This window comes from Saccharibacillus sp. CPCC 101409 (assembly GCF_030518235.1).
Lineage (GTDB): Bacteria > Bacillota > Bacilli > Paenibacillales > Paenibacillaceae > Saccharibacillus.
This window is the reverse complement of the sequence record NZ_JAULSA010000030.1, coordinates 1-25,435: the sequence shown is the minus strand read 5'-3', so window position 1 is coordinate 25,435 and position 25,435 is coordinate 1. Positions and strand designations below refer to the sequence as shown.

The 25,435-nt window shown below is 56.9% G+C and carries 23 protein-coding genes; 3 read left to right on the top strand and 20 right to left on the bottom strand.

Annotated features, from left to right (window positions below):
• From QWJ34_RS26555 to QWJ34_RS26520, 8 genes are all read right to left on the bottom strand, one after another.
• A partial coding sequence (locus QWJ34_RS26555) for a transposase (RefSeq protein WP_302732136.1) occupies positions 1–184 on the bottom strand: 184 nt, incomplete at its 3' end.
• A gap of 286 nt (positions 185–470) precedes the next feature.
• Positions 471–2,177, bottom strand: a complete 1,707-nt coding sequence (locus QWJ34_RS26550) for an ABC transporter substrate-binding protein (RefSeq protein WP_302732135.1) — start codon at positions 2,175–2,177, stop codon at positions 471–473.
• A gap of 265 nt (positions 2,178–2,442) precedes the next feature.
• Entirely contained in the window at positions 2,443–4,200 is a 1,758-nt protein-coding gene (locus QWJ34_RS26545) for an ABC transporter substrate-binding protein (protein ID WP_302732134.1), read from the bottom strand.
• Positions 4,201–4,586: 386 nt separating this feature from the next.
• Positions 4,587–6,284: an ABC transporter substrate-binding protein gene (locus QWJ34_RS26540; RefSeq protein WP_302732133.1), complete on the bottom strand. Its 1,698-nt coding sequence runs from the start codon at positions 6,282–6,284 to the stop codon at positions 4,587–4,589.
• Between the two features lie 164 nt (positions 6,285–6,448).
• Positions 6,449–7,357 (bottom strand): carbohydrate ABC transporter permease, encoded by a 909-nt coding sequence (locus QWJ34_RS26535; protein WP_302732132.1) that lies wholly within the window; start codon positions 7,355–7,357, stop codon positions 6,449–6,451.
• Between the two features lie 13 nt (positions 7,358–7,370).
• A complete protein-coding gene (locus QWJ34_RS26530) occupies positions 7,371–8,366 on the bottom strand; it encodes an ABC transporter permease (protein ID WP_302732131.1) in 996 nt (331 codons plus the stop codon).
• Positions 8,367–8,559: 193 nt separating this feature from the next.
• The gene (locus QWJ34_RS26525) at positions 8,560–10,146 is read right to left on the bottom strand and encodes a response regulator transcription factor (protein ID WP_302732130.1); all 1,587 of its coding nucleotides are present in this window, start codon (positions 10,144–10,146) and stop codon (positions 8,560–8,562) included.
• Entirely contained in the window at positions 10,139–11,944 is a 1,806-nt protein-coding gene (locus QWJ34_RS26520) for a cache domain-containing sensor histidine kinase (protein ID WP_302732129.1), read from the bottom strand. Before QWJ34_RS26520 ends, QWJ34_RS26525 begins: the two co-directional genes overlap by 8 nt.
• Positions 11,945–12,167: 223 nt before the next feature.
• Between QWJ34_RS26520 and QWJ34_RS26515 the strand changes: the two genes are divergently transcribed.
• On the top strand, positions 12,168–13,127 hold the full coding sequence (locus tag QWJ34_RS26515) for an MraY family glycosyltransferase (protein ID WP_302732128.1): 960 nt from the start codon (positions 12,168–12,170) through the stop codon (positions 13,125–13,127).
• 331 nt (positions 13,128–13,458) lie between these two features.
• Here the strand turns inward: QWJ34_RS26515 and QWJ34_RS26510 are convergent, their stop codons facing one another.
• The 12 genes from QWJ34_RS26510 to QWJ34_RS26455 form a co-directional block, all read right to left on the bottom strand.
• On the bottom strand, positions 13,459–13,971 hold the full coding sequence (locus QWJ34_RS26510; protein WP_302732127.1) for a GNAT family N-acetyltransferase: 513 nt from the start codon (positions 13,969–13,971) through the stop codon (positions 13,459–13,461).
• 163 nt (positions 13,972–14,134) lie between these two features.
• Entirely contained in the window at positions 14,135–14,329 is a 195-nt protein-coding gene (locus QWJ34_RS26505) for a YwbE family protein (protein WP_302732126.1), read from the bottom strand.
• Positions 14,330–14,512: 183 nt separating this feature from the next.
• Positions 14,513–15,613 carry a metal ABC transporter substrate-binding protein gene (locus QWJ34_RS26500; protein ID WP_302732125.1) on the bottom strand — a complete coding sequence of 367 codons (1,101 nt, stop codon included), beginning with the start codon at positions 15,611–15,613 and terminating at the stop codon, positions 14,513–14,515.
• Positions 15,610–16,455, bottom strand: coding sequence for a metal ABC transporter permease (locus tag QWJ34_RS26495; protein WP_302732124.1), 846 nt, complete (start codon positions 16,453–16,455; stop codon positions 15,610–15,612). The genes QWJ34_RS26500 and QWJ34_RS26495 overlap by 4 nt, the downstream gene beginning before the upstream one ends.
• A gap of 59 nt (positions 16,456–16,514) precedes the next feature.
• Positions 16,515–17,156 (bottom strand): ATP-binding cassette domain-containing protein, encoded by a 642-nt coding sequence (locus tag QWJ34_RS26490; protein ID WP_368047221.1) that lies wholly within the window; start codon positions 17,154–17,156, stop codon positions 16,515–16,517.
• Between the two features lie 90 nt (positions 17,157–17,246).
• A complete protein-coding gene (gene rpmG, locus QWJ34_RS26485) occupies positions 17,247–17,396 on the bottom strand; it encodes a 50S ribosomal protein L33 (RefSeq protein ID WP_087801633.1) in 150 nt (49 codons plus the stop codon).
• Positions 17,397–17,434: 38 nt separating this feature from the next.
• Entirely contained in the window at positions 17,435–17,704 is a 270-nt protein-coding gene (gene rpsN / locus QWJ34_RS26480) for a 30S ribosomal protein S14 (RefSeq protein WP_302732123.1), read from the bottom strand.
• A gap of 62 nt (positions 17,705–17,766) precedes the next feature.
• The gene (locus QWJ34_RS26475; RefSeq protein WP_302732122.1) at positions 17,767–18,972 is read right to left on the bottom strand and encodes a GTP-binding protein; all 1,206 of its coding nucleotides are present in this window, start codon (positions 18,970–18,972) and stop codon (positions 17,767–17,769) included.
• Positions 18,973–19,195: 223 nt separating this feature from the next.
• On the bottom strand, positions 19,196–19,465 hold the full coding sequence (locus QWJ34_RS26470) for a DUF3886 domain-containing protein (protein ID WP_302732121.1): 270 nt from the start codon (positions 19,463–19,465) through the stop codon (positions 19,196–19,198).
• Positions 19,466–19,707: 242 nt separating this feature from the next.
• Complete coding sequence (locus QWJ34_RS26465; protein WP_302732120.1) at positions 19,708–20,388, bottom strand: hypothetical protein; 681 nt, start codon at positions 20,386–20,388, stop codon at positions 19,708–19,710.
• Between the two features lie 48 nt (positions 20,389–20,436).
• The gene (locus QWJ34_RS26460) at positions 20,437–21,771 is read right to left on the bottom strand and encodes a hemolysin family protein (RefSeq protein WP_302732119.1); all 1,335 of its coding nucleotides are present in this window, start codon (positions 21,769–21,771) and stop codon (positions 20,437–20,439) included.
• 339 nt (positions 21,772–22,110) lie between these two features.
• A complete protein-coding gene (locus QWJ34_RS26455) occupies positions 22,111–22,995 on the bottom strand; it encodes a DMT family transporter (protein WP_302732118.1) in 885 nt (294 codons plus the stop codon).
• Between the two features lie 343 nt (positions 22,996–23,338).
• Here QWJ34_RS26455 and QWJ34_RS26450 point away from each other — a divergent pair, with 343 nt between their 5' ends.
• A complete protein-coding gene (locus QWJ34_RS26450; RefSeq protein ID WP_302732117.1) occupies positions 23,339–24,673 on the top strand; it encodes a S41 family peptidase in 1,335 nt (444 codons plus the stop codon).
• A gap of 578 nt (positions 24,674–25,251) precedes the next feature.
• Positions 25,252–25,435, top strand: a 184-nt coding sequence (locus tag QWJ34_RS26445) for a transposase (protein ID WP_302732116.1), incomplete at its 3' end; no start/stop codon positions are given.

The window sequence follows — 25,435 nt, the reverse complement described above, 5'->3', positions numbered from 1 at the left end:
CGGGGTTCGCCGAAGCGACGGGTTCATGTTCGAATGACCGGTACTTGGTCATCCAGTTTTTCAGCGTACCGGATGGGATATTCATTTCCTCCGCGATCTCCGGCAGGGTTTTGGTTTGCTCTTGGACGTACTTGACGGCTTGTTTCTTGAATTCTTCGTTATATCGTTGACGCTGCTCGGCCATAACGGACACCTCTTTCTTTGTTACATATTATCCGGTGTCCCTTAACTCCGTGTCCACTTTTTATTCTAGACCCAATTTCGAGCTTTTGCGCTTCGATTCGGCCTCTGATCCCCGAATAGCTGCACCTGCGTCGCTATTTGGAGAAATCGAAGGATTTCGCCCCAAACAGGTGTACCTGTGCCGCTATTTTCCGTTTGGAACAATACCCGGCTTTCTCGACAGCCTGACCTTCATCTTATCGATGAAGGTCTTTCGATGAAGATCTTTCAATCGCCGGAATGAAATCCTATTTCGCATCCGCGCCGCCCCAGGCGTCCACCGTATCCTTGATCAGCTGCGTATACAGGGCTTCCATCTGCGGAATGCCCGAGCCTTCCAGGTCGTTTAACATTTGATCGTAGATGGCGTCGAATCGATCCGTCGGAGCGACGATCGCCGCCGGAATCGCTTTGCGCACGATATCCTGCGATTTCTGGTAAGGCACGGTAAAGTCCGGCCCGCCCGGCGAAGGCAGATTGTACGCCGCCCCCCACGCCTTGACCGGAAAGTCTTCTTTGCCCGGGAACAAATCTTTCCAGGTGGTCGCATCGTACGCTTTCAGCGCTTTCTTCATCGGTTCGCTGTAATTGGCCGTAATCTGTTCCGGGTAATTTGTCGTGTAGTAATTGTCCGTCGAGTCTTTCACGCCGTCGCCGTAGCGAACCGTGAACGGCGTATACAGCCCGATCCCCGTTTCTTTTTGAAAATTGGTATTGTCGTTATTTTTGCGCTCCAACACATCGGCCGGAATCGTCCGCTTGCCGTTTTCGATCTTGTAATGCTTGCCCTCGATTCCCCAGTTGACCAGAACCTGTCCTTCGTCGGACGCCATCCAGTCGAGAAACTTCATCGCCCGGATCTGTTTCTCTTCGCTCATCGCCGTGGTAAACGAAATCCCGTAGCCCGACGCATTGCCGATATCGACAAACGAATGGTCTTTGTATTCTTCGCTCAGCGTGACCGGAAAATGGCCGTAAGTCCGTTCGTATTTGCCGGCCGCTTTGAGCGAGTTTTCGGCTTCGGCGTAATCCCAATCCTGATCGATCAGCCCGAGTACGCGGCCGCTGGCGATCTTGGACAAATACTGGTCGTTCTTCTGCGTAAACGTTTCTTTGTCGAGCAGTCCTTCATTATACATATGGTTCAGCCAGCGGAAATATTCTTTTTCTTCCGGGCGCTTGTAATGCAGTTTTGCTTCGTACGTGTCCGGATCGATATGGAACTCTCCGTCGTCCGGTCCGCCCGTCGCGTATACGGCCGGGTTCGTTACCGTAATCATGATCTTCCAGTCGTCCGCGTTCAGCAGCAGCGGAATCGTCGGCTGGCCGTCGATCGTCGGATGCTTGGCGTAGTACTCTTTGAGCGCTTTTTCAAAATCTTCCGTTGTGCGGATCTCCGGGTAGCCCAGCTCTTCCAGCACGGCCAGCTGCAGCTCGAAGCCTCCCCCCGCGTCGAAAGCCGTATTGTCGACCGCCGTATTGGTAGGAATCGTATAAATGGCGGGATCGTCTTTGCTGTAGCGCAGCCGGTTCATGTACGGACCGTACAGCTTTTTGATATTGGGCGCGTACTTGTCGATCAGGTCGGTCAGATCCACCAGCGCCCCCGCTTCGACCAGCTTGCTCGTTTCGCCTTTGGGATACAGGATTTCGGGGTACTCGCCGGAGGCGATCATCAGCGCGATCTTCTGCTGGTCGGTACCGCTGATCGCGAACTCGCCGTCGATGGTTACGCCCGTTTTTTCCACGATCGCTTTGCCCGTTTCGTCGTTCATGCCGGTCCAGTTCGGATTGGCGTCCCCGCCGAAAAAGGTAAACGTCACCGGCGACGTTTCGTTTTCTTCTGTGTTCGCAGCCTGCTTTGACGGTTCGGACGACCCGTTTCCGCAGCCTGCCGCCGTCAACGACACCGCGGTCAGCAGCAGCGCCGCTTTCGCCCCTTTTGTTTTTTTCATATTACCCCGCCCTTCCGATTTTTCTGTACGCGAACCCTATTTAATTAAGCGCTTTCATAAAAGGAAAATCAAAAGTTTCCCTTTATGTCCACTACCCGGCCCGTTTACAATCGAAACGCTTCGAATGGCCTTCTTTGTTCGAAAAATATCTCTTTCCCGCACCGCGCATGTCGATCGACTTATTTTGTTCAGCTTTGCAATGGTTTTGCAGCAAAAAGACCTCCATCCTCAGCGGATGAAGGTCTTTCGTCATTGGGGTTACTGCTTATTTGGCTTCGGTGCCGCCCCATGTGTCCACGGTGTTTTTAATCAGTTCCGTATACATAGCTTCCATTTTCGGAATATCGGAACCTTCGAGATCGGTCAGCATTTGGTCGTAGATGCCTTCGAATTGATCCGGTGTAGCCACGATTGCGGCCGGGATCGCTTTGCGGACGATATCCTGCGATTTTTGGAACGGTACGGTGAAGTCCGGGCTGCTTGGCGACGGCAGGTTGTACGCCGCGCCCCATGCTTTAACCGGGAATTCGTCTTTGCCGGGGAACAGGTCTTTCCAGGTCGTGGCTTTGTACGCTTTCAGCGCTTCCTTCATCGGTTCGCTGTAGTTGGCCGTGATTTGTTCCGGATAGTTCGTCGTGTAGTAGTTGTCCGTCGAATCCTTCACGCCGTCGCCGTAGCGAACGGTAACCGGAGCGTACATGCCGATACCCGTTTCTTTGGTGAAGTTGGCGTTGTCGTTGTTTTTGCGGTCCTGCACGTCCTGCGGAATCACGCGCTTGCCGTTCTCCATCGTATACTGTTCGCCTTCGATGCCCCAGTTGTTGAGGATCTGGCCTTCATCGGAAGCCATCCAGTCCAGGAATTGAATCGCGCGAATTTGGTCTTCTTCTTTCATCGCGGTCGTGAAGCCCACGCCGTAGCCGCTGCCGTTGCCGATATCGACGAACGAGTGGTCTTTGTACTCTTCGCTCAGCGTAACCGGGAAGTGACCGTAAGTGCGCTCGTATTTGCCCGCGCTCTTCAGGGAGTTTTCGGCTTCGCCGTAATCCCAGTTCTGGTCGATCAGGCCGAGTACGCGGCCGCTGGCGATCTTCGCCAGGTACTGGTCGTTCTTTTGCGTAAAGGTTTCTTTATCCAGCAGGCCGGTGTTGTACATATGGTTCAGCCAGCGGAAATATTCTTTTTCTTCCGGACGTTTGTAGTGCAGCTTCGCTTCGTACGTTTCCGGATCGATATAGAACTCGCCGTCGTCCGGTCCGCCCGTTGCGTAAACCGCGGGGTTCGTTACCGTGATCATGATCTTCCAGTCGTCCGCGTTCAGCAGCAGCGGGATCGTCGGCTGGCCGTCGATCGTCGGGTGTTTCGCATAGTAGTCTTTGAGCGCTTTCTCAAAGTCTTCGGTCGTACGGATTTCCGGATAGCCCAGTTCTTTCAGTACGTCGAGCTGGAGTTCGAATCCGCCGCCCGCATCGAAGTACGTATTGTCGACCATGCTATTGGTAGGGATGGTGTAGATGGAAGGGTCGTCCTTGCTGTATCTCAGGCGATTCATGTAAGGACCGTAGATTTTCTTGATGTTGGGCGCATACTTGTCGATCAGGTCGGTGAGATCCACCATGGCGCCCGCTTCGACCAGTTTGCTCGTTTCGCCTTTCGGGAAAATGATCTGCGGATATTCGCCGGAAGCGATCATCAGCGCGATCTTCTGCTGGTCGGTGCCGCTGACGGCGAATTCCGCATTCAGCGATACACCCGTCTTCTCGGTGATCTTTTTGCCTACCGCGTCCTGCATGTTGTTCCAGTTCGGGCTGGCGTCGCCGCCGAAGAACGTGAAGGTAATCGGGTCCGTGCTCACCGTCGCGGCTGCGTTGTCCGCTCCGGTCGTGGTCGTTTCCGTTCCGGTATCGCTGCTCTTTGCCGGCGCATCCGCCGTCTTCGTGGTACCGCCGCCACCGCATCCCGCCGCTACAACCAGCGTGCTCGTCATAAGCAGAGCCGCCATTTTTTTCGTTTTCCCCTTCATCAATCTACATCCCCCTTTGGATGGATTTTATATGTGTACAACGGGCGCCGCCCGGTTATACCGATCCTTATTCCGCCGGCTACCGCCGGCTTGGCATTTCTCTCAATGTTCCCATTAATAGCGCTTACACAATTAAATCATAAAAGCTAATTATGAATTAAGTTCATTCTCCTGTGCTGGCGCTTTTGTTAATAGTTGGGTGAAGCGTTTTCGAAACCTGCCTCTTCATTTGCTTTGATGTTTTGCTTCATTAGATAATGTAAGTGCTTACACTTAAGAATATAGCGCGCTGCGTCATTCTTGTCAACAGAAATGTTTATTTTTTCTTCAAAAAGAAAAAAGGCCCTTAAAAGGGGCCTTTTTCTACGTTTCTATGCTGCGGCTGCTTACTTGCCTTCGTAAAGTTCAACCGTATTTTTGATTTGCTGAGTAAACATTTTTTCCATAGCTACGATATCGGCCGCGTTCAGCTCTTCAATCATGCCGTCGAAGATGCCGTCGAACTTATCCGGCGAAGCCAGGATCGCTTCCGGAATGCGTTTACGCACGATATCCTGCGATTTCTGGAAGCCTACTGTATAAGACGGATCTGTCGGTGCGGGCAGGTTGTAAGCCGCGCCCCATGGGCTTGTGCCCAGTTCGTCCGCAGGCGGGAAGATATCCTTCCAGGTTTGTGCGCCGTATTCTTTAAGCGCGTCTTTTTCAGGCTGCGTATAAGCGGCTTGAATTTGTTCCGGGAAGTTCGTTGTGTAGTAGTTGTCCGTCGAATCTTTTACGCCGTCGCCGTAGTGCGGGGACATCAGCGTGTACATGCCGATACCCGTTTCTTTGGTGAATGCGGCGTTGTCGCTCGTTTTGCGATCCTGCACTTCCTGCGGGATTACGCGTTTGCCGTTTTCGACTTTGTACTGCTCGCCTTCGATACCCCAGTTGTTCAGAACCTGTCCTTCTTCGGAAGCCATCCAGTCGAGGAATTTGATCGCGCGGATTTGCTCCGCTTCGCTCAGATTCGTCGTAATGCCGATTCCGTATCCGCCCGGGAAACCTACATCCATGAAGGAGTGGTCTTTATACTCGGTGTTCAGCGTAACCGGGAAGTGTCCGAAGATGCGGTTTTGCATCGTTTTGTCGCTCGAAGCTTTCAGCGTGTTCTCCGCTTCGGAGTAGTCCCACTCCTGGTTGATCGTGCCGAGCACGCGTCCGCTGGAGATCTTCGCCAGGTATTGGTCGCTTTTTTGCGTAAACGTTTCTTTGTCCAGCAGGCCTTCGTTGTACATTTTGTTCAACCAGCGGAAATATTCTTTTTCTTCCGGGCGCTTGTAGTGCAGCTGCGCTTCGTACGTTTCCGGATTGATGTAGAATTCGCCGTTATCCGGCAGGCCGGTAGCCAGGAACGCCGGGTTCGTTACGCCGATCATGATCTTCCAGTCGTCCGCGTTCAGCGACAGCGGAATCGTCGGCTGTCCGTTGATCGTCGGGTTTTTCGCATAGTATTCTTTCAACGCTTTCTCGTAATCGTCGAGCGTACGGATTTCCGGATAGCCCAGTTCTTTCAGGACTTCCAGCTGCAGCTCGAAACCGCCGCCCGCGTCGAACGAGGTTTGACCCACGCCGCTGTATGTCGGGATGATATAAATGGACGGATCTTCTTTGCTAAATTTCAGGCGGTTCATATCGTTTTCGTAAAGTTTCTTGATATTCGGAGCGTATTTATCGATCAGATCCGTCAGGTCGACCAGCGCGTCGGCTTCGACCAGCTTCGTTGTGTCGCCTTTAGGCATGATCAGATCCGGATATTCGCCGGATGCGATCATCAGGGAAACTTTCTGCGTGTCGCCCCCGACCGCGTATTCGGCATTCAGCGTTACGCCCGTCTTCTCGGTAATCTTTTTGCCTACTTCGTCCTGCATGTTTGCCCAGTTGTTGTTGGAATCGGCGCTGAACAGCGAGAACGTAATCGGTCCGTTTTCCGTATCCGCCGCCGCTTTGTCGTCGCTGCTGCTGCTTCCGCCGCCGCAGGCCGTCAATCCCACGATCGATGCCAGAGCAACCGGTGCTACCCATTTTGCTTTCTTGCTTACCACTTTAAAAAACCTCCCTTTCAAATCACCCTGAAAATATTCTTTATCTATAGTTGAGCTCTTTGTCAAAATTGCTGGAAAAGTTCTTCAGGCGAATTTCGCAAAGCGCCCTGCGTATAAAGGGAGACCGGAATCTCCCTCCGATACCTGAATTGTCCGGGAAGCGATTAAGACTTTACCGCTCCCAGGGTCATGCCGCTGACGAAGTACTTTTGCAGGAACGGATACACGACCAGGATCGGGACCGTAACGACGACCGTAATCGCCATCTTGATCGCTTCCGGCGAGATCTGCTTCATCTGCTCCGCCATATTGTTGGGGTTGACCATTCCGCCGCTTCCACCCTGCTGGGTGCTCTGGAGCACCTTCATCAGTTCGAACTGCAGCGTCGTCCATTCGGCGTGGCTGCCGTTGTACAGATAAGAGTCGAACCAGGAGTTCCATTGGCCGACCGCTAGGAACAGCGCGATCGTCGCAAGCACCGGCTTACACAGCGGAAGAATGATTCTCCAATAGATCGTGAAGTCGTTCGCTCCGTCGAGCTTGGCCGATTCTTGAAGCGCGTACGGCAGCCCGTCGATAAAGGAACGGATGACGATAACGTTGAACGCGCTCACGATACCCGGCAGGATGTATACCCAGAACGTGCCCAGCAGGTGCAGGTCGCGGAACAGGATGTACACCGGAATCAGACCGCCGGTTACATACATGGTTACAACCAGGAACGTCGAAGTGAACTTGCGGGCCTGGAAGTCCGGACGGCTGAGCGTGTAAGCCAGCATGGAGGCGCTGAGCAGGCCCAGCAGCGTACCGGCCACAGTCCGGATAATCGAGTTGCGAAGACCCGTGATCAGGCCGTCGTATTGAAAGATTTGCTGATAGTTCTCAAAAGTGAACACGCGCGGAATGATCGTAATGCCGCCCCGGACCGAATCCGCCGAATCGTTGAGCGAGATCGCCAGAACGTTCAGGAACGGATACAGGGTAACGATCAGAACCAGCGACATCAGGATAACGTTGCAGATGTCGAAGACTTTATCGCCGCGTGTGGCGTTAAACGCTTTTGGTGCTGCCATGACGCTTCCTCCCTTACATGATGCTTTCTTTGGATACTTTTTTGAAGATGCCGTTTACCGTAAACAGCAGGATAAGGCTGACGACGGAGTTGAAGATACTGATTGCGGTACCGTATGAGAAGCGCCCCATCTGCAAGCCGTACTGCAGTGCGTACAGTTCAAGCACCTGTGAGTATTCCAGCACCAGGTTGTTGCCCAGCAGCATCTGTTTCTCGAAGCCGATCTGGATCAGGTGACCGATCGACATGATAAACAATACGGAGATTGTCGTGCGAATGCCCGGCAGCGTAATATGCCACATTTGTCTGTAGCGGCTCGCGCCGTCCACACGGGAAGCTTCATACAATTCGGGGTCGATGCCCGTAATGGCCGCCAGATAAATGATCGTGTTCCAGCCCATTTCTTTCCATACATCGGAAGCGGTTACAATGTACCAGAACCAGTTCCCCTGAGCCATAAACTGTATGGGTTCTTTTATGATATGCAGTCCGACCAACAATTCGTTGATTGCGCCGCCCTGCGTCGACAGCATCTTGGTTACGATACCCGCTACGACTACCCAAGATACGAAGTGGGGCAGATAAGAAACGGTTTGTACGAAACGCTTGAACACCATGCCGCGCAGTTCGTTGAGAAGAATCGCGAAGAAAATCGGAACGACGAAGCCTACGAGCAATCCCATGACGCTCATTGCCAGCGTATTGCGAAGCGCCAGGTAGAAGCGGTCGTCGGTAAAGAGTTCTTGGAAGTGTTTGAATCCGACCCATTTTTGATCGAAAAATCCTCTGGCCGGTTTAAAATCCTGAAATGCCATCGTCCAGCCCCACAGCGGCAGGTAACTGAATACGAACGCCCAGATGACAAAAGGCAGCGACATTAAATACAGGTACTTTTGCTGCAGAGCAGTCCGCCAAAAACTTTGCTTTTTAAAGCGTTTACCTGCGGTTGCGTCGGCAGCAGGAGCACCCGGCTTGTTGTTGGAAGCACCGCCAGGTGTTAGCGTTTCCATGGTTATGACCCCTCCTGTTTCCTTTATGACCTAATGATAAGCGTTTTCTTTGAAAGCGCATACCCCACGAATTTTAGACAAAATCATGCGAAAATTAGACATGAAAAACCCTTTCTCTAAAAATTCGCGAAAAAAAGGGGGACAAATTAGAGATATTCTCTAATTTGTCCCCCTTTTCGACCGGCAGCTCTTCTTAGTGCTCTCCGCCCTGCTGATCGCCGCTGGCTTCGCTGCGGAAAGCGGAAGGCGAGGTCCCGACGTATTTGCGGAACTTGGCGTGGAAGTAGTCGGCGTTGGAATAGCCGACGCGCGCGGCGACCTGATGGACTTTCAGTCCCTGCGCCAGCAGCTCCTTGGCTTTCTCCACCCGCACTTTGTCGACGAAAGCGTTGAAGTATTCGCCGGTGTAATTCTTGAACAGCTTGCCCAGATAGCCGCTGTTGTAGCCGAACATCTCCGCAAGTACTTCGAGCTTGAGGTTCTCGCTGTAGTTCCGCCGGATAAAGTCGATCATCTGCTTGAGCACGGTATCTTTGTTCGCCCCGCCGAAGCGGTCGATCAGTTCGCCCAGACGCGAACGGACCCGCTGTTTCAGCTCTCCGTAGGTCTGGGAGTGATTGACGTCCGACAGCAGCAGCGACTGGAACTTCCGCGACAGCTCCGCCGCGGACGCTTCGCCCGAAGACAGCTTGCCGACGGCGAGCGACAGGGCGCGGCTGTATTCGCTGCGGGCGGCCGATTCGTCCATCCGGCGCAGCAGGACCTGGCGGTCGAGTTCCGCCAGCACTTTATCCGCCGCGTCGCGGCTGCGGATATCGAGCGCGTAGTACAGCTTGTCGCCGAGCGGCGGGCCTTCTTCGCTGTCTCCTTCGCCGGCGGCCGGCTCCCGCGTGCCCGCAAAGCGCTCTTCGTAGCTCTCGCGCTCGATAATCTCCCCGCTCTCGAAGAAGAAGCGGGCATGCAGCAGCCCTTCCGCTTCGCGGAAAGACAGAGCGACCGCCGCAAGCTCCGGCACGGCCGGGCCGCGGGCGGCGTGGAACGCCAATCCGCCCGCCGCTTCGAGCAGGGCCGACCGCAGCGCTTCGCCGCGTTCCACATAGCTCTGGCGGACGAGCAGCAGGCCGATATGCGGCCCGGCCGAGAACATGATCGCGTCCCCTTTCTCCTCGAACATTTCTTTCAGGCGCTGGCGCAGCGCGGCAAGCTGACGCGACTCGGCTTCGGCGCCCGCGTGGACGTCGAGCAGCGCGATCCGGTAAGCGGGCGCCGCCACCCCCAGAGCTTCGGCCAGGCGGGCGCGCTGCGTTTCTTCCAGCGGCTCGTCTTCGAACAGCAGTTCTTCGACCAGCTGCGCTTTGGGCAGCGCGGCGTCCTGCTCCATGCGCGCGCTGCGAGCCGTGCGCTCGCGCTCCAGCATCTCCCGCACGCGCCGCAGCTCGTCGATCAGTTCCTCCTCGTCCACCGGCTTGAGCAGATAACCGCTGACCCCGCTGACGATCGCGCGCTTGGCGTAATCGAATTCCGCGTAACCGCTCAGAATGAGGAAATGGGCTTCCGAATTGTCCTGGCGGACTTTCTCGATCAGGTCGAGTCCGCTCATGCCCGGCATCCGGATATCGACGATCGTCAAATCCGGCGCAAGCCGTCCGAATTTCTCCAGCCCTTCTTTGCCGTTGGACGCCGTATCGACGATCTCGAAGCCTTCCGACGCCCAATCGACGATGGTGCGCAGTCCTTCCCGGATCATCGGTTCGTCGTCCACAATCAGCACTTTAAACATATTCGTCCCTCCCAGCGGGTATCTTGAAATAAATTTGCGTCCCTTTGCCGAACTCGCTCGAAATATGCAGCCCGTATTCTTCGCCGTATGTCATGACCAGCCGCTGATGAACGTTGCGCAGTCCGATGCGGCTGTCCTCGCCTTCTTCTTTTTCGCGGATCGACTCCTCGACCTGGCGCAGGCGCTCGGGCGTCATGCCCGCCCCGTTGTCGACTACGTCAATCAGCACCTCTTCTCCGGTCCGCACCGCGCGCAGCAGAACCGTTCCTTCCTCTTCCTTATTCTCCAAACCATGGACGATAGCGTTTTCGATCAACGGTTGTACGATAAGCGGCGGAAGAGTCACGTCGAGCGTATCGGGATCCGCCAGCAGCTCGTAATGGAGACGTTCCCCGTGTCTGAACTTCTGGATCTCCAGATACGAACGAACCATATCCAGCTCGCTTTTGAGCGGGGTATGCCGGTTGCCAATCTCCAGGTTGCGGCGGATCAGCTTGCCGAGCAGCCGCACGATATGCGCAATCTCCTTGTCGCCCTGAATATGCGCCCTCATCCGGATCGATTCCAGCGCGTTGAACAGGAAATGGGGATTGATCTGGCTCGCCAGCATCTTCAGCTTGATCTCGCGCTGCATGACTTCGAGCCGGTTGTTGGCTTCGCTGGCTTCGTAGACCTGGTTCATCAGTTCCTTGATATTGGTCACCATATAATTGAACTGGTCGGACAGCTGCCCGATCTCGTCCTGTCCGCCGATGCGCGACACGGTATCCAGATCGCCCTGCGCGACGCGGTTCAAGTTGCGGTTCAGCTTGAGCAGGCGCGAACTGATCAGCCGGGAAATCAGATAAACGGCAAACAGCGCCACCAGCAGGATGAAAAGGATCAGCCCCGCCCCGATCAAACCGATCCGGTTGGCATCGTGCACGATGCTCGCGGCCGAAAAAGCCGATACGATCGTCAATCCGGTATCGCTCGACTCCGGAATCAGCGTATTGACCGAAATTTGATAAGCTTCCCCGTCGATCGGACGTTCGAACGTGCGCTCGGAGTCCGCTCCTCCGGCATTCGTTTCAAATCCCATTTCCCGCAGCGTATGCCCGATTGTGGAACGGTCTTTGGCCGCCACGATATAACCGTCCTTGTCCGCGATCATCGTATTGAACAGCTCCTGGCTGAGCATCGAGTTCAGATAGCTGGTATCGACTTCGATCGTCAGTACCGCCACCCTCCCGGTCGGAAACTGAAGCCGCCGCACCAGACTAAGCTGTTTGGGCGGCGAAGCGTTCGGAACGTTCACCTGGATGTAGGCCCAGTTGATCGCGACCGACCGGCTCTCGATGGCCTGCTTGTACCATGAAGCTTTGCCGATCTCCGGCGTTACGCGCATAAACTGCAAATTGTCCTGCAGCGTATCGTTGTCCACGTACAGCTGGATTCTGCGGATCTCGTTATAGGCGCGTTCGTAATCGTTAAAGTCGGTATATCCGCGATAGGCGTTGACCAGCTCGGCCAGATCGTCGGGATCGTACCGGGTCGTCGCCACGCGCTCCATATCCCGGTCCAGCAGCAGCTGGTTGGAGACGCCGATCGGCACTTTGAGCAGGTTTTCCGTTTGCGTTTTGACGCGCTGGACGTTGTTCTCGGTCTGCTCGATCCCTTTGGCAATCGCGTCCTGCCGGAAATACTGGATCACGATCAAACCGACGATCAGCACCGGGATCATGACAACGATTACATAAAAAAAGATCAACTTGTTGCGAATTTTCATATCGTTCAGCCGTCTGATGAACGGTTTCATAAAGTTCTCGTCTCCCGCGCGCCTGCGGCGCTTCCGTATGGTTTCTCTGCCGGCATCCTTCCACTATCATAACACAGAACCCCAATATCATAGAAAAAAAGCATCTGTTCAGCAGGATCGCAAAGGCGAAAATCCGTTGCGCATTCCGCGGAACGGGACTATACTGACAGCAGCGCAACAACCGAGGCAGGCCGGCCGTGCCGCCTTTTTCCAAGGAGGTTTCATGCACTATTTAGCCGCATTTCTACTCTCGCTGCTCGTCGCACTGGTTCTGATCCCCGTCCTGCGAAGATGGGCCGTCCATCTCGACTTCGTCGATAAGCCGCGACCCGACAACGAACGCAAGCTGCACCGCGAACCGATTCCGCTGATGGCGGGCATCGCGCTGTTCGCCGGTTTCGCCGTCCCTTACATACTGTTCAACGATATGCGCCTTACGGAAGCCGCCGCCGTGCTGGGCGGATCGCTGCTGATCCTGGCGATCGGCCTGGTGGACGACTGGTACAAAGTCAGCCGCCGCGAGTTCCCCGCGCTGCCCAAGCTTGTCGTCCAGCTGCTGGCCGCGCTGCTCGTCTTTATGGCCGGCATCCGCTTCTCCGGCTTTACCAATCCGTTTACGGATCATTACGTGCTGCTGCCGTTCTGGCTGCAGCTTGTGCTGACGCTGCTGTGGATCTTCGGCGTCACGACGGTCATCAACTTCACCGACGGGCTCGACGGCCTGGCGGGAAGCCTCGCCACGATCTCGGCCGGCACGCTGTTCGTCGTGGCCATGGCCCAGCACCGCGGCGATTCGGCCGTGATGGCGATCAGCCTGGTCGGCGTGGGTCTGGCTTATCTCAAGTACAACAGACCGCCGGCCAAAGTGTACATGGGCGACTCGGGCGCCACGTTCCTCGGCTTCATCCTGGCGATCATCGCGCTTGACGGCGCGTTCAAGCAGGCGACGCTGCTGTCGCTGCTTGTGCCGATTCTCGCGCTCGGCGTGCCGATCTTCGACAATATCTTCGTCGTGCTCAAGCGGCTGAAGAACGGCCAGAAGATCTACGAAGCCGACGCTTCGCAGATTCATTACCGCCTGCTGTCGAGCGGGCTCAATCCGAAGCAGGTGCTGCTCGTGCTGTGCCTGGTCAGCGTGTGCCTCAGTTTGTCTTCGATCATCCTGGTGCTGCTGCCCGTTTAGGGCGTGTACGCAAACTCCGAAGGAAGCAGATTTAGCTGAATTTTTGTTCTCAACAAGGAACTTTTTCGAAGGCGTGCCGGGGCACGTCAAGAAAAGGTGACGCTGTGGAGGGCGAAAAGGCAGCTAAAGATGCACGTCGCTGAGTTTGCGTACACGGCCTAGCCTCGCGACTCTTGAAACCCGGCTCCGCGTAAAAAGGACTTCGACTCCACAAGAAGTGGAGCGCGAAGTCCTTTTTGCGCTGCGGCCGGAGCTGCCCGCCGGAGCAAAGCAGACGGCTTCCCGGGCTCGTCTTCTTTCCGGCTTGCGCTGCATCGGCGCAGCTTACGGGTTACTTGCGGTTCATCCGGTAGTGCAGCAGCACCTGGGAGCCGACCGGGCCCTGCTTGCGGTGACCGCGGTCTTCGAAGCCGGCCTGCTCGTACACACGCATGCCCGCTTCGTTGCGCTCGTTCACGACCAGCACGATCTCGTTCATATCGGGAAAATAGTCGCTGACGAACTTGGGCAGCAGTCCCATCGCCCGCTTGGCGTACCCTTTGCCCTGTTCGGCCAGATTCACCGACAGCGAGCGCACCAGCATGGCGCGCGGGGACTCGGTCACGCTGCGGATCTTGTCGCCGCGATGCAGCACGAAGAAACCCACGGGAACGCCTTCCGCCACAATCACGATCGGATGGCGATCCCGGTCTTCTCTGCACAGCTGAATGGCTCTGGCCGGCAGCGCCGTATATTTCTCCTGCTCCTCGGACACTTTGTAGTCTTCGAACAAAGCCTTCTCGTACTCCGGACGGAAAAACTTCAGTTCCACCTTCGGCTCAGCCTCCTGCGGCATACTGCTCATGCTGCGCTCCTCCTGTCTTCCGCCCGGCGGCGCGGCATACCCTGCCGGCCAAGCGGCTTTGAAGATAAAAAAATCTTTACCTTCTATTAAACGCGAATATTCCTTCTCTAATCGCCGGGATTGACAGAGGCTCGCAGTCTTCCCGGTTCGAGGCCTATTCCGTTCAATCCACGATCTTCTGAACCCGCCCTACCTGGCCGTCTTCCAGCCGCACTTTGATGCCGTGCGGATGCGTCGAGGAATTGGTCAGAATGTCTTTCACCCGGCCGCGCGTCAAAGCGCCGGTTCGCTGATCTTTTTTCAGCACGATGTCCACCGTCAGCCCGGCGCGGATATCGGATCGGTTTTTTCCGTTCATCGTTTTCTCCTCCTTCCGTAAGGCAAGCCTGCCCGTCCATCATACCGAATCGCGAGAAGCTTGGCGAGCCGACGCCGCGCGGCCGTACATTTTCCGGATAGCAAAACGCCTGCGCGGCCGCTTGGATCGCGGCGCGAGGCGTTTTTATTTCGATTTTATGCGTTCGAATTTTATTCGTTCAGCTTATTCGTTCAGCGCGGCTTTGAGCGCTTCGAGATTGCCGCGCATCACGGAAATATAGTCTTCGCCTGCGGCAATCTCTTCGTCGGTCAATCCTTCGAGCGGATTGAGCACCGCGGTTTTCGCGCCGAGTTCGTTTGCAATCGTGTCGGCGACTTTGGACGAAACGAGCGTTTCGAAGAAAATCGTGCGGACCTGATGGGCTTTGGCGAATTCCACAATCTCGGCCATCTGCTGCGCGGACGGTTCCTGCTCCGGCGACAGTCCGGCGATCGGCACCTGGGTCAATCCGTATTCGTGAGCCAGATACCCGAAAGCGGCGTGCTGGGTAATAAAATCTTTGCGTTTGACGTCGGACAGTTCGCTTTTATATGCCTCGTCCAGCGCTTCGAGCTTCTCGATATACGCGTCGGCGTTGCTTTTGAATTGATCGGCGTGTTCGGGAGACGCTTCGGCAAAAGCTTTTTCGATATTGCGCACTTCTTCGATCGCCAGCGCCGGGGACAGCCAGACATGCGGATCGAGCCCGCCGTGATCGTGGCCGTGCTCATGGTCGTGAGCTTCTTCGCCTTCGTGCTCGTGGGCTTCTTCATGCGCGTCGGCGGCTTCGCCTTCGTGCTCGTGTTCGTGCTCTTCTTCCTCCGAGCCTTCCATGATGTCGATCCCGCCGCTCGCTTCCGCCGAGACCAGGTTTCCGCTGCCGGAACCGTCCAGCACCTGGTCGATCCAGCCTTCCATGCCGGCTCCGTTGTAGACGAGCACATCCGCTTCTTCGATCTTCGCGATATCCTGCGGCGTCGGTTCCCAGTCGTGCGGCTCCACGCCCGCCGGAATCAGCGATTCGACGTCGGCCAGATCGCCGCCGACATTGCGGGCGAACTCGTACATCGGGTAGAAGCTTGCTTCGACTTTGAGCTTGGCCGTATCGGCCGTCTGCGCGACGTCCGCCGATTCCGCGGGCGCGCTTTGCTCGGCCGCCTTGCTGTCGTCGGACTGCGCGCTTTGCCCGCCGCCCGCCGCTCCGCAGCCGCCCAGCACCAGCACCGCGGCGAACATCGCCGCGGAGAGAGGCAGCGGGCCGCTCCAATTCCGCTTTTTCTTCATTTATAACTCCCCTTTTCTTTTTTGTGCCGCCGGCTGCCGCGCCGGACGATCAGCGTCAGCCTTTTGCAGCCGATGCCGGTCAATAGAAAAACAAGCAGGATCAGCGCGATCGTGCCGCCCGGAGGCGTGTTGATATAGTAGGAAGCGGTCAGCCCGCCGTAGATGCCGGTCAGCCCCGCGGCGACCGCGATCAGGATCGCGGACAGGAATCCGCCGGCGATGCGCAGAGCCAGCGCGGCGGGCAGCACCATCAGCGCGGATACCAGCAGCACGCCGACCACCGGCATCGCCGCAGCGACCGTCATGCCCGTCAGCACGGAAAAAGCGAACGACAGCGGACCGACGCGCACTCCGCCGATCGCCGCGGTTTCTTCGTCGAAAGTCAGGTTGTACAACGGCCGACGCAGCAAAGCGAAGAACAGCAGGCCGACCAGCGCCACGCCCCCGATCAGCCGCAGCTGCGTATCGCTGACGGCGACGATCGAGCCGAACAGGTACGAGCTGAAACTTTTCGACAGATTGGTGCCCAGACTCATCAGAACCACCGCGAACGCAAGACCGGACGTCATCATGATCGCGACCGGCACCTCGCTGTATGTACGATACGTACGCCTGAGCTGCTCGACGAGGAGGCCGGCCGCAATCGCGACCGCAAAACCCGTCATCGCAGGATTCCATTTCATAAACGTGCCCAGCGCCACGCCGGCCAGAGAGACGTGCGACAGCGTATCGGCCATCAGCACCTGCCGGCGCAGCATCAGGTACACGCCGAGCACGGGGGCGCTCAGGCCGAGAAACGTGCCGGCCCAGAAAGCCCGGTGCATAAATTCGTAGGCGAACATCCAAAGACTCCTTTTCCTTTCTTTCCGAATGACCGGGCCGTACCGCGCCGCAAGTCCGGTCAGCGTTCCAGCGCGATCACGCGGTCCAGGTAAGCCCCGGCTTCCTCCACCCCGTGCGTGACCATAATAACGGTGAAGCCGTGGCGGCGGACCTGATGGTGCATCAGCTCGTACAGTTCGATCCGGCTGGCGGCGTCCATGCCGGTCGTCGGCTCGTCGAGAATCAGCACGTTCGGCTCCTGCGCCAGCGCCCGGGCGATGCAGATTCTCTGCTTCTGTCCGCCGGACAGCTCGCCGATTCTGCGATTGCGCAGCTCCCACATGCCGACCTGTTTGAGGCTGTTCTCGACAATGGCGCTTTGTTTGAGGCCGAACCGCTCCAGCAGGCCCAGCCTCGAATAACAGCCGGAACGCACCAGCTCGGCGACCTTGCTCGGAAACCCGCTGTTAAAAGAGGCGACGTGCTGCGGCACGTATCCGATGACCGGCCTGCCGCCGTCCATCGCTTCTTCGTTCAGCGAGACCGTGCCGCTCCACGGCTTGAGCAGTCCGAGCAGCAGCTTGAGCACCGTCGTTTTGGCCGTTCCGTTCTCCCCCGTAATGCCGAGAAATTCGCCCGCATACACATCGAGGGACAGCCCCCGGACAACCGGCTCGCTGCCGTAACCGAACACGACGTTTTGCATGGAAGACAGAATCATTCGCTGCGCCGCTCCTTTCTTCCGCTCGTTTCCGTGCCTGCCGGCCGGGATTAAACGTAATCTTTACACTTTAAAAACGAATAAAAAAATTTAGCGCGTTTCGCGGTGGATCGTATACTTTTTCAGACGCGGGCAGTATTTCTTCAGCTCCAGGCGTTCGGGATGATTGCGTTTGTTCTTGGTCGTCGTATAATTGCGGTCGCCGCACTCCGTGCAGGCCAGGGTAACGATTACTCTCATGATTTATTGCCTCCTTGTATGCGAAAATGACTCGGAAATTACCAGCTCGACTTGGTGACGCCGGGGATCTGGCCTTTGTGCGCCAGCTCGCGGAACATGATGCGGGACATTTTGAATTTGCGCAGATAGCCGCGCGGGCGTCCGCTCAATTCGCAGCGGCTTTTGAGCCGGGTCGGGGAAGCGTTTCTCGGCAGTTTTTGCAGCGCGGCGTAATCGCCTTTTTCTTTCAGTTCGCGCCGCAGCTCGGCATATTTGGCTACCGTCGCTTCGCGCTGTTTTTGACGGACGACTTTCGATTTCTTGGCCATTGGTGTTCTCTCCTTTGAGTTTGAATTGAGGTGGAAAAAGTTCGGGCAGGACTCGGGAAATATCAGACCGGCGCGGGTTCGCCCGTCGTCCACGGCAGCGGATTGACGAACCTCGACCAGTCGGCGGAGCGCTCTTCTTCGCTCAGCAGGCATTCGTCGAGTTCCGCTTCCAGCCGGTCGCGGTCCATCCCGATGCCGATCAGCACGATCTCGGTGATCCGGTCGCCGGTCTCGGCGTCCCAGTCCGCGGCCATATCCGGCTCTTCGGCCAGCAGGCGGGCCCGCTCTTGTTCCGGCAGCGCGGCGATCCAAGATCCGGCCGGGCCGAACTGGACCGACGGACCGGCCTGGCTCAGGCTGGCGCCCCAGTCTTCGGCCACGGCGAGCCAGACGATGCCTTTGGCGCGCACCACTTCGGCCGGCCATTCGCCCATCCAGTCCGCCAGGCGCTCGGGGTGAAAAGGACGCCGGCGGCGGTACACGAACGAGCCGATGCCATACTCTTCCGTTTCCGGCGTATGGCTTTCTTTTTGCAGCTCCTGCAGCCAGCCGGCGGACAGACTCGCTTTGTCAAAATCGAACAATCCGGTATTCAGAATCTCCGCCGGGTCGATCGCGGAGTTCTTCGTGCGGATGATCTTCGCCGACGGCTGGAGCTTGCGGATGACCGCTTCGAGCTGGTTCAGCTCTTCTTCCGCCACCAGGTCGCATTTATTGAGCAGCAGCACGTCGCACGTCTCGATCTGGTCGATCAGCAGATCCACCACATCGCGCGCATCGTCCTCGCCCGACGCTTCGCCCCGGTCCAGCAGCGTCTCGCCGGATTCGAAATCGTGCCAGAAGCGGTTGGCGTCCACGACCGTGACCATGCAGTCCAGCCGGGCCAGTCCGGTCAGGTCGATCCCCGTATTCTCGTCGGCGTACGTAAACGTCTGGGCGATCGGCACCGGTTCGCTGATGCCGGTCGATTCGATCAGGATATAGTCGAACCGGTCTTCGAGCGCGAGCCGCTGCACTTCGAGCAGCAGATCTTCGCGCAGCGTGCAGCAGATGCAGCCGTTCGACATCTCGACCAGCTTCTCGTCGGTGCGGGACAATCCGGCTTCGCCGCGCACCAGACCCGCGTCGATATTGATCTCGCTCATATCGTTGACGATTACCGCGACTTTCATTCCCTGCCGGTTGTTCAGGATATGGTTGAGCAGCGTCGTTTTACCGGAGCCGAGATAGCCGCACAATACGGTTACCGGAATAGGTTGGGCAGACATGTTTCGTTGACCTTCTTTCTGTTCTCGCGTGACGCGTTATTCCCTGGCAGAACGTTAAATAGTAATAGTAATTTTTACGATTAATAAAGAACACTATAAAATACTCCCGATTTTTTGTCAACCTTCCCTGCCTGTTTTATTTAAAGCCGCTCCAGCGCAAAAAAGACGAAAGCCGCCGGCTTCCGTCTTCTGCTTGCTGTCGTTTCTTTGTTCATTTCTTTGTTCAATCGTATTTGCGAACCTTTTTGTCCTCGCTCTGGTTAAACAGGTACTCGAAGTCGTTGTCCAGCCGTTTGCGCTCGGCTTTTTTCGCTTCCGCGGCGAGGCGCAGTTCTTCCTGCTTGCGCTCTTCTTCGGTCGCTTTCAGCGCGTTGGACTGCTCCTGCAGCTTGGCCAGCACGTCCGGATTCAGCAGGTCTTTCAGCGTTGCCGGTTTATCCGAAGCGCTCGGCCGGGCGGCGGGCTGTTTTTTCTTTGCGTTTTTTGCGGCCATAACGGTCACTCCCTTTCCTGTAAACGGTCCCCATCGTACGGCGGAACCCCTGCTTCCATTATAAACGCGGCGGGCCCGGAAAGGAATCCGAACACATTGTGTATAACTATCCGTTTACGCACAGGTTATTCGACGATTATACACAAGGTTATCCCCAAAAATCGACTTGTTATCCCCAACCTGTTGAGATCTTTTACGCAAACTTCACATTACAGGATTTTTTATCCACAAAAGCGTCTTTTTCAGATCGTCCAGCGGTCTCCCACGATTCCGAAAAGTTTCCATTCGCCGCCGCTTTGTTCGAAAACGAATCTCAGGCTGCCCCAATCCATGCCTTCCGAAGAAGGATGGTCGCTGCGCCCGCCTTTGACATAGAACTCGACGAACGACGCTTTCGGATAAACTTTCGCCAGGTTGCTGATTGTATTGCCGCTGCGTACGATCCGGTTGTAGCCGATGGCGTTGGGCGCGGTATACGGCAGGTTGTGCAGAAATTCGTTATAGTAGCTGTAAAAATCGAGCCGGATCGGTTCGCCGCTGCCGTCGTATTCGCCCCAGTCGTACGCTTTCTTGTCGGTCTTGAGTCCCCGCAGCTGCGAGGCCGTCAGCACGACGTCCGTCTCCTTCGATACGTAAGCGTAAGGCGAGAAGCGTATGCCGGACGGAGCGGCCAGATCGGCCAGCCTGCCGAAATTCCCGTCCGCCAGCGCGCGCAGCGCACGCTGGGCCTGCTGCATGACTTCCCGCTTCTGCTTCGCCTGCGCTTCGGCCGCCTCGGGCGAATATGCCGCTGGCCTCGCCGCGGCGTCGATCCGGCTTTCCGCGTAAGCGCCGACCGGCGCGGAAAGCGCAACCAGCAGCGTCCCGGCGGCCAGCACGGACGAAACGGCTGCTTTTCGCTGCGGTACGAATCGTTTTTTCATATCGATCTTCTCCTTTCGCCGTCGAATCGGATTGTGTAAGTTCCCGTTTCAGTCCTGCTCGTCCTGCGTTCCGGCCGGCCGCCTGGCCGCTTCGATCTGCCGGATGCGGCCGTCCTGCATCTCGCGCACCGTCCATTCCCAGCCGCCGGCGCGCAGCTTGTCGCCCTGCTTCAAGTCGAATTTCTCCGACAGCAGCCAGCCGCCGATCGTATACACTTCTTCCGAATCGATATCCGTGCCGAGGCTGCGGTTGACGTCGTGCAGCAGCGCGTTCGAACTAAGCAGGAATGAACTTTCGCCGCTCTGGCGAATCAGCGGAGTCGGCGCGGCGCCGCCTTCCGGCGACGAACTGGACGGAATATCGCCGACAATTTCCTCCAGCAGATCTTCCAGCGTCACCAGCCCCGACGTGCCTCCGTACTCGTCCATCAGCACGGCCATATGGATGCCTTCTTTCTGCATCCGGCCGAGCAGATCGCGCGCCCGCACCGTCTCGATCACCTGGATCACCGGACGAATGTACAGAGCGATCGGCCGGGGTTCCGTCTGATCGCGGCGCACGTAATCGCTCAGCACCTGCTTGACGTTCACCATGCCGACGATATGATCTTTGTCCCCGTTCAACGATACCGGCACCAGGCTGTAGGTCTTCTCCTGGAGCAGATCCAGCAGAGCCCGCACGTCCGCGTTCTGGGCGATATGCCGGATTTCGGTGCGGGGCACCATGATTTCCTGCGCATCGCGCTCGTCGAAGTCGAACACATTGTTCAGATAGCGGTATTCCGTCGGCGTGATTTCTCCGCTTTTCACCCCTTCCGACAGCGCCAGCCTCAGTTCGGCTTCGCTCTGCGCGGCTTCCCCCTCGGACAAAGGCTTGATGCCGAACACCCCGCTGATCAAGCGCGAGGAGCGGCTCAAGATCCAGTTGAACGGATACGTGAGCCGGTAGAATATAATGAGCGGACGCGCGAGCGCAAGCGCCAGCGGTTCGGCGAGCTGGATCGCGACCGTCTTCGGCACCAGTTCCCCGATCAGCACTTCGAAATACGTCAGGATCAGGAAAGCGAGGATAAACGACAGCACGCCCGTCATCGAATCGGGGATATGCAGCCAGACGAATACCGGCTCAAGCAGCTCCTCCACCGTCGATTCTCCCAGCCAGCCCAGCGCGAGCGAAGTCAGCGTCGTCCCGAGCTGGCTCGCGGACAGGAATTCGTCCAGCCGCGACAAAATGCGTTTGACCGCCCGGGCGTTTTTGTTTCCTTCGTCGGCCAGCTGATTGATGCGCGATACGCGCACCCGGATAATCGAGTACTCGGACGCGACAAAAAAAGCGGTCAATACGATCAGCAAAATCACGAGTACGATGTTTACAATTTCCAATTTGCACCTCCGGCTTCGGCGGCTTGCAGGCGGGCGAAGTCCGGAGCACACCTCCTTTGCGGCAGTCGTCGGCTTTCTGTGCTCAGCCGCATCTCCGTGTAACCTATATACCCATTTTTACACATGAGATTGCGGGACCGGTTTACGGAAACGAGACGCTGCCGGACTACAGGAAGCGGACGGCGCGGACCGTATGCGAAAAAGCCGTTCCGGCCGCCCGATGGGACGGCATGGAACGGCTGTGTCGATATGCGCGCAGTACCTGTATGCCGCGGAACGGATTGCGCAATTTTTTTGACGGCGGACCACTCCGCCGCCGGCGCGGCTGCCAAACGAGATTCAGGCCGCGGCGGGCGCGGTCTTCCGGTTGACCAGATAGACGCCCGCCCCGATCAGGGCCAGCCCCAGCAGCAGGAAACGGCTGAACGGTTCGTGCAGGGCCAGCGTGCCGATGAGGACGGACAGCAGCGGCACGAGAAACGTATAAGAAGCGACCTGGCTCGCTTCGCCGGCCATCGCCAGCGTGACATAGATCATCCAGGACAGCGCGATGCCCAGAAACACGCCGAACAGCAGGCCGATCCAGTAAGGGCCGTTCCAGGTAATATCGCTCCAGTTCTCGGTCAGCGATCCCGACAGCGTCAGCGCGATCCCGCCGAACGTGCACTGGAAAGCGACAAGCCAGAGCGAATCGACGGACGGTCCCGCCTTTTTGATAAACACCGTGCCGATCGCCCAGCTGATCGCCGTCGCAATCCCCAGCACAATGCCGATTACGGCGATATGACCGGAGAAGCCGCCCGCGCTGACCGAGACGACGCCGAGGAAGCCGAGCAGCAGACCGGAAGCTTTGGCAGGCGTCATGCGCTCGTCCAGCCAGAACGAAGCCAGCAGTCCGACCAGCACCGGCTGGAGGTATACAAGCACCGTGAACAATCCCGACGGCATATAGAGCAGCCCCACCGTTTGCATCCCGTAGAACAGCGCCACGTTGAACAGCGCGGAGACCAGATATACCTTCCGGTTCCGCTTCCATTGAATCCGGTCCCGTCTGGGCAGCAGAATCAGCACCAGAAGCAGTCCGCCGAGCAGCGTGCGCAGACCCGCGAACAGCAGCGGCGGCGTGTAATCCAGCGACACTTTATAGATCGACCACGATACGCCCCAGATCAGGACGAGCGTTACGATCAGCAGGAGGCGCTGCGGGGCAGTCAACGATTTCAAGCGGCATCTCTCCCTTTCTTTTTTTGTATCGTTTGATTGGGGCGTGTACGCAAACTCGGCGACGTGCATCTTTAGCCGCCTTCGAAGTTTGCGTGCACGCCCTACAATCTTTCTTTCGGTAAGTTCGTTTTCCGATCATACGCTTTTGCTTGCCGCAGTTCAAGCAAGTTTCCACGGTGTCCAAGCGGGCAGCCGCTGCGGCTGATTCGACTTTCGGACACAAAGCTTTATAAGTAGGGAAGCAACGATTTCTTTTTATATCGCTTGCCCCGCCTTTGTACAGGCTTATTCCTGAATTGTGAACATCCGAATTGCGAACGATTGAAGAAAGGGGAATGTCCTTATGTCCATCCGAAAAAAAACGCGTCTTCGAATCCTTCCGGCGCTGCTGCCCCTGCTCCTGCTGACGGCTCTGGGCCAATCGGCCGCTCCCCGGCCGCCGGTCGAGCTGACGGCGGCGCAGGCGTCCGTTATCGCTTCGCGTCCGCAGATGACGCGCGAGGAACGCCGCGAAGACGCGGAATATATCGTCGGCGTGCTCGCGGACAACTACCCGCTGTTCGCCGTGAACGAGCGCCGCACCGGCACCGACTGGCTGGCCAACCGCGAGTTCTATATCCGGCAGATGACGGAAGCCGCCAACGACGAAGGATTTCTGGATGCGCTGACCTGGTCGCTGAACGATCTGCACGACGGGCATACGCATGTGGTCGACGGCTTGTTCGCGGAGCAGCTATACCGGATTTACGGCGAATACGGTTCCGATGACGCCTGGAATGCGGAAATGCACACTTTCTCCGTACTGAGACGGTATATGATGAACAATCAGCTGCTGCCGATCGAACGGGGCCGGCCTTTGAACCTCTATGCGTACGGAAGCTACGACGAAGTCGAAGACGGCTACGTTTACACGGCTTACGATGTGGAACCCGTTACTTTGCACTGGCCGGAACTGCGGCTTGCTTATCTGCGCCTGCCGACTTTCGATTACGACCGGATGCAAGAAGAATCTTCGGGCGTGCTCGAATTTCTGCGCGGACTCCGGCCGGACACGACGCTTGTGATCGATATCCGCGGCAATCCCGGCGGAAGCACAGCCTACTGGGCGCAGGAGCTGGTTCCGTATTTGACCAAGTACTCGCTGTCGCAGGACAGCTATCTGCTGTACCGGGGAGGCGAATTCCAGCAGCCGTTTATGCGGGATCTGACGTATTATCAAAAAATCGACGTAGGCGAAGACATTGCAAAGCTGCTGAAACGCGATCTGCCGGAGCTGCCGCCGGAAGCGGCCACCGATTTCAAACGGTATATGCGCAATTTCAATTACATCGTTCCTTCTCCCGACTTTCATGTGGAGGGTCCGAAATATGTGCTGGTCGATAGCGGCGTCTATTCGGCGGCCGAATCGTTCGCTTCCTTCGCCAAAGATTCCGGCCTGGCGACCTTGATCGGCACCACGACCGGAGGCGGCGGACTGAGCACAGGCCCGATTCTGTGCGCGCTGCCCCACAGCGGATACTTGGTACGCTTTCCGCAGGAGCTGGCGCTCGGCGCCGACGGCCGCCCGAACGAAGAATTCCGGACCGAACCGGACGTCCGGCTCGACGCGCCCTACGAAGCGGACATCGATCCGCTGGAAGATCCGGCGGTGCGCGAAGCGATGAAGCTGGCACATTGACAACTCTTAATCAGAGATTTAATTTCGCCTGAAACGCACACGCTTTAGGTGCGATTCCATCCGAGAATTCGTACACGGGTCAGGTACGAATCTCAGTTGAGCGTAACCTTACCTTTAGCGTTGACAAGGTAATGGCCGCTTCGCGAGGGCAGGCGGGGGATTGAATAGGTTGGAACGGAGCCGGGCAGATATGGGGATCGTGTGGAGGTCGCGAAGCAGGATTGGCGGGGAGTTAGCGGGAAAGTGCAGAGCGGCGGGAACGTGAGAAGCAGAGCGACAAGAAGTGAGAAATTGCGGGAAGCCGAGACGTTTGAGGCGCAGTTGACGCGAAGCTGCAGGGAACGAGGGGATTTTCAAGGCGCGATTGGACAAGGCGTTGTGGAAAGCTCGGAAACGCGAAGCGCAGCTGGAGGAGACTTAAACATATAAAGAGAAGCTTGAATAACTGCATATATACACTTAATTCCGGAAAATTCGAGGTTTTAAAGGAATTAGATACATATATGGGTCTAGAATAAAAAGTGGACACGGAGTTAAGGGACACCGGATAATATGGAACAAAGAAAGAGGTGTCCGTTATGGCCGAGCAGCGTCAACGATATAACGAAGAATTCAAGAAACAAGCCGTCAAGTACGTCCAAGAGCAAACGAAAACCCTGCCGGAGATCGCGGAGGAAATGAATATCCCAACGGGTACCTTGAAAAACTGGATGACCAAGTACCGGTCATTCGAACATGAACCCGTCGCTTCGGCGAACCCCG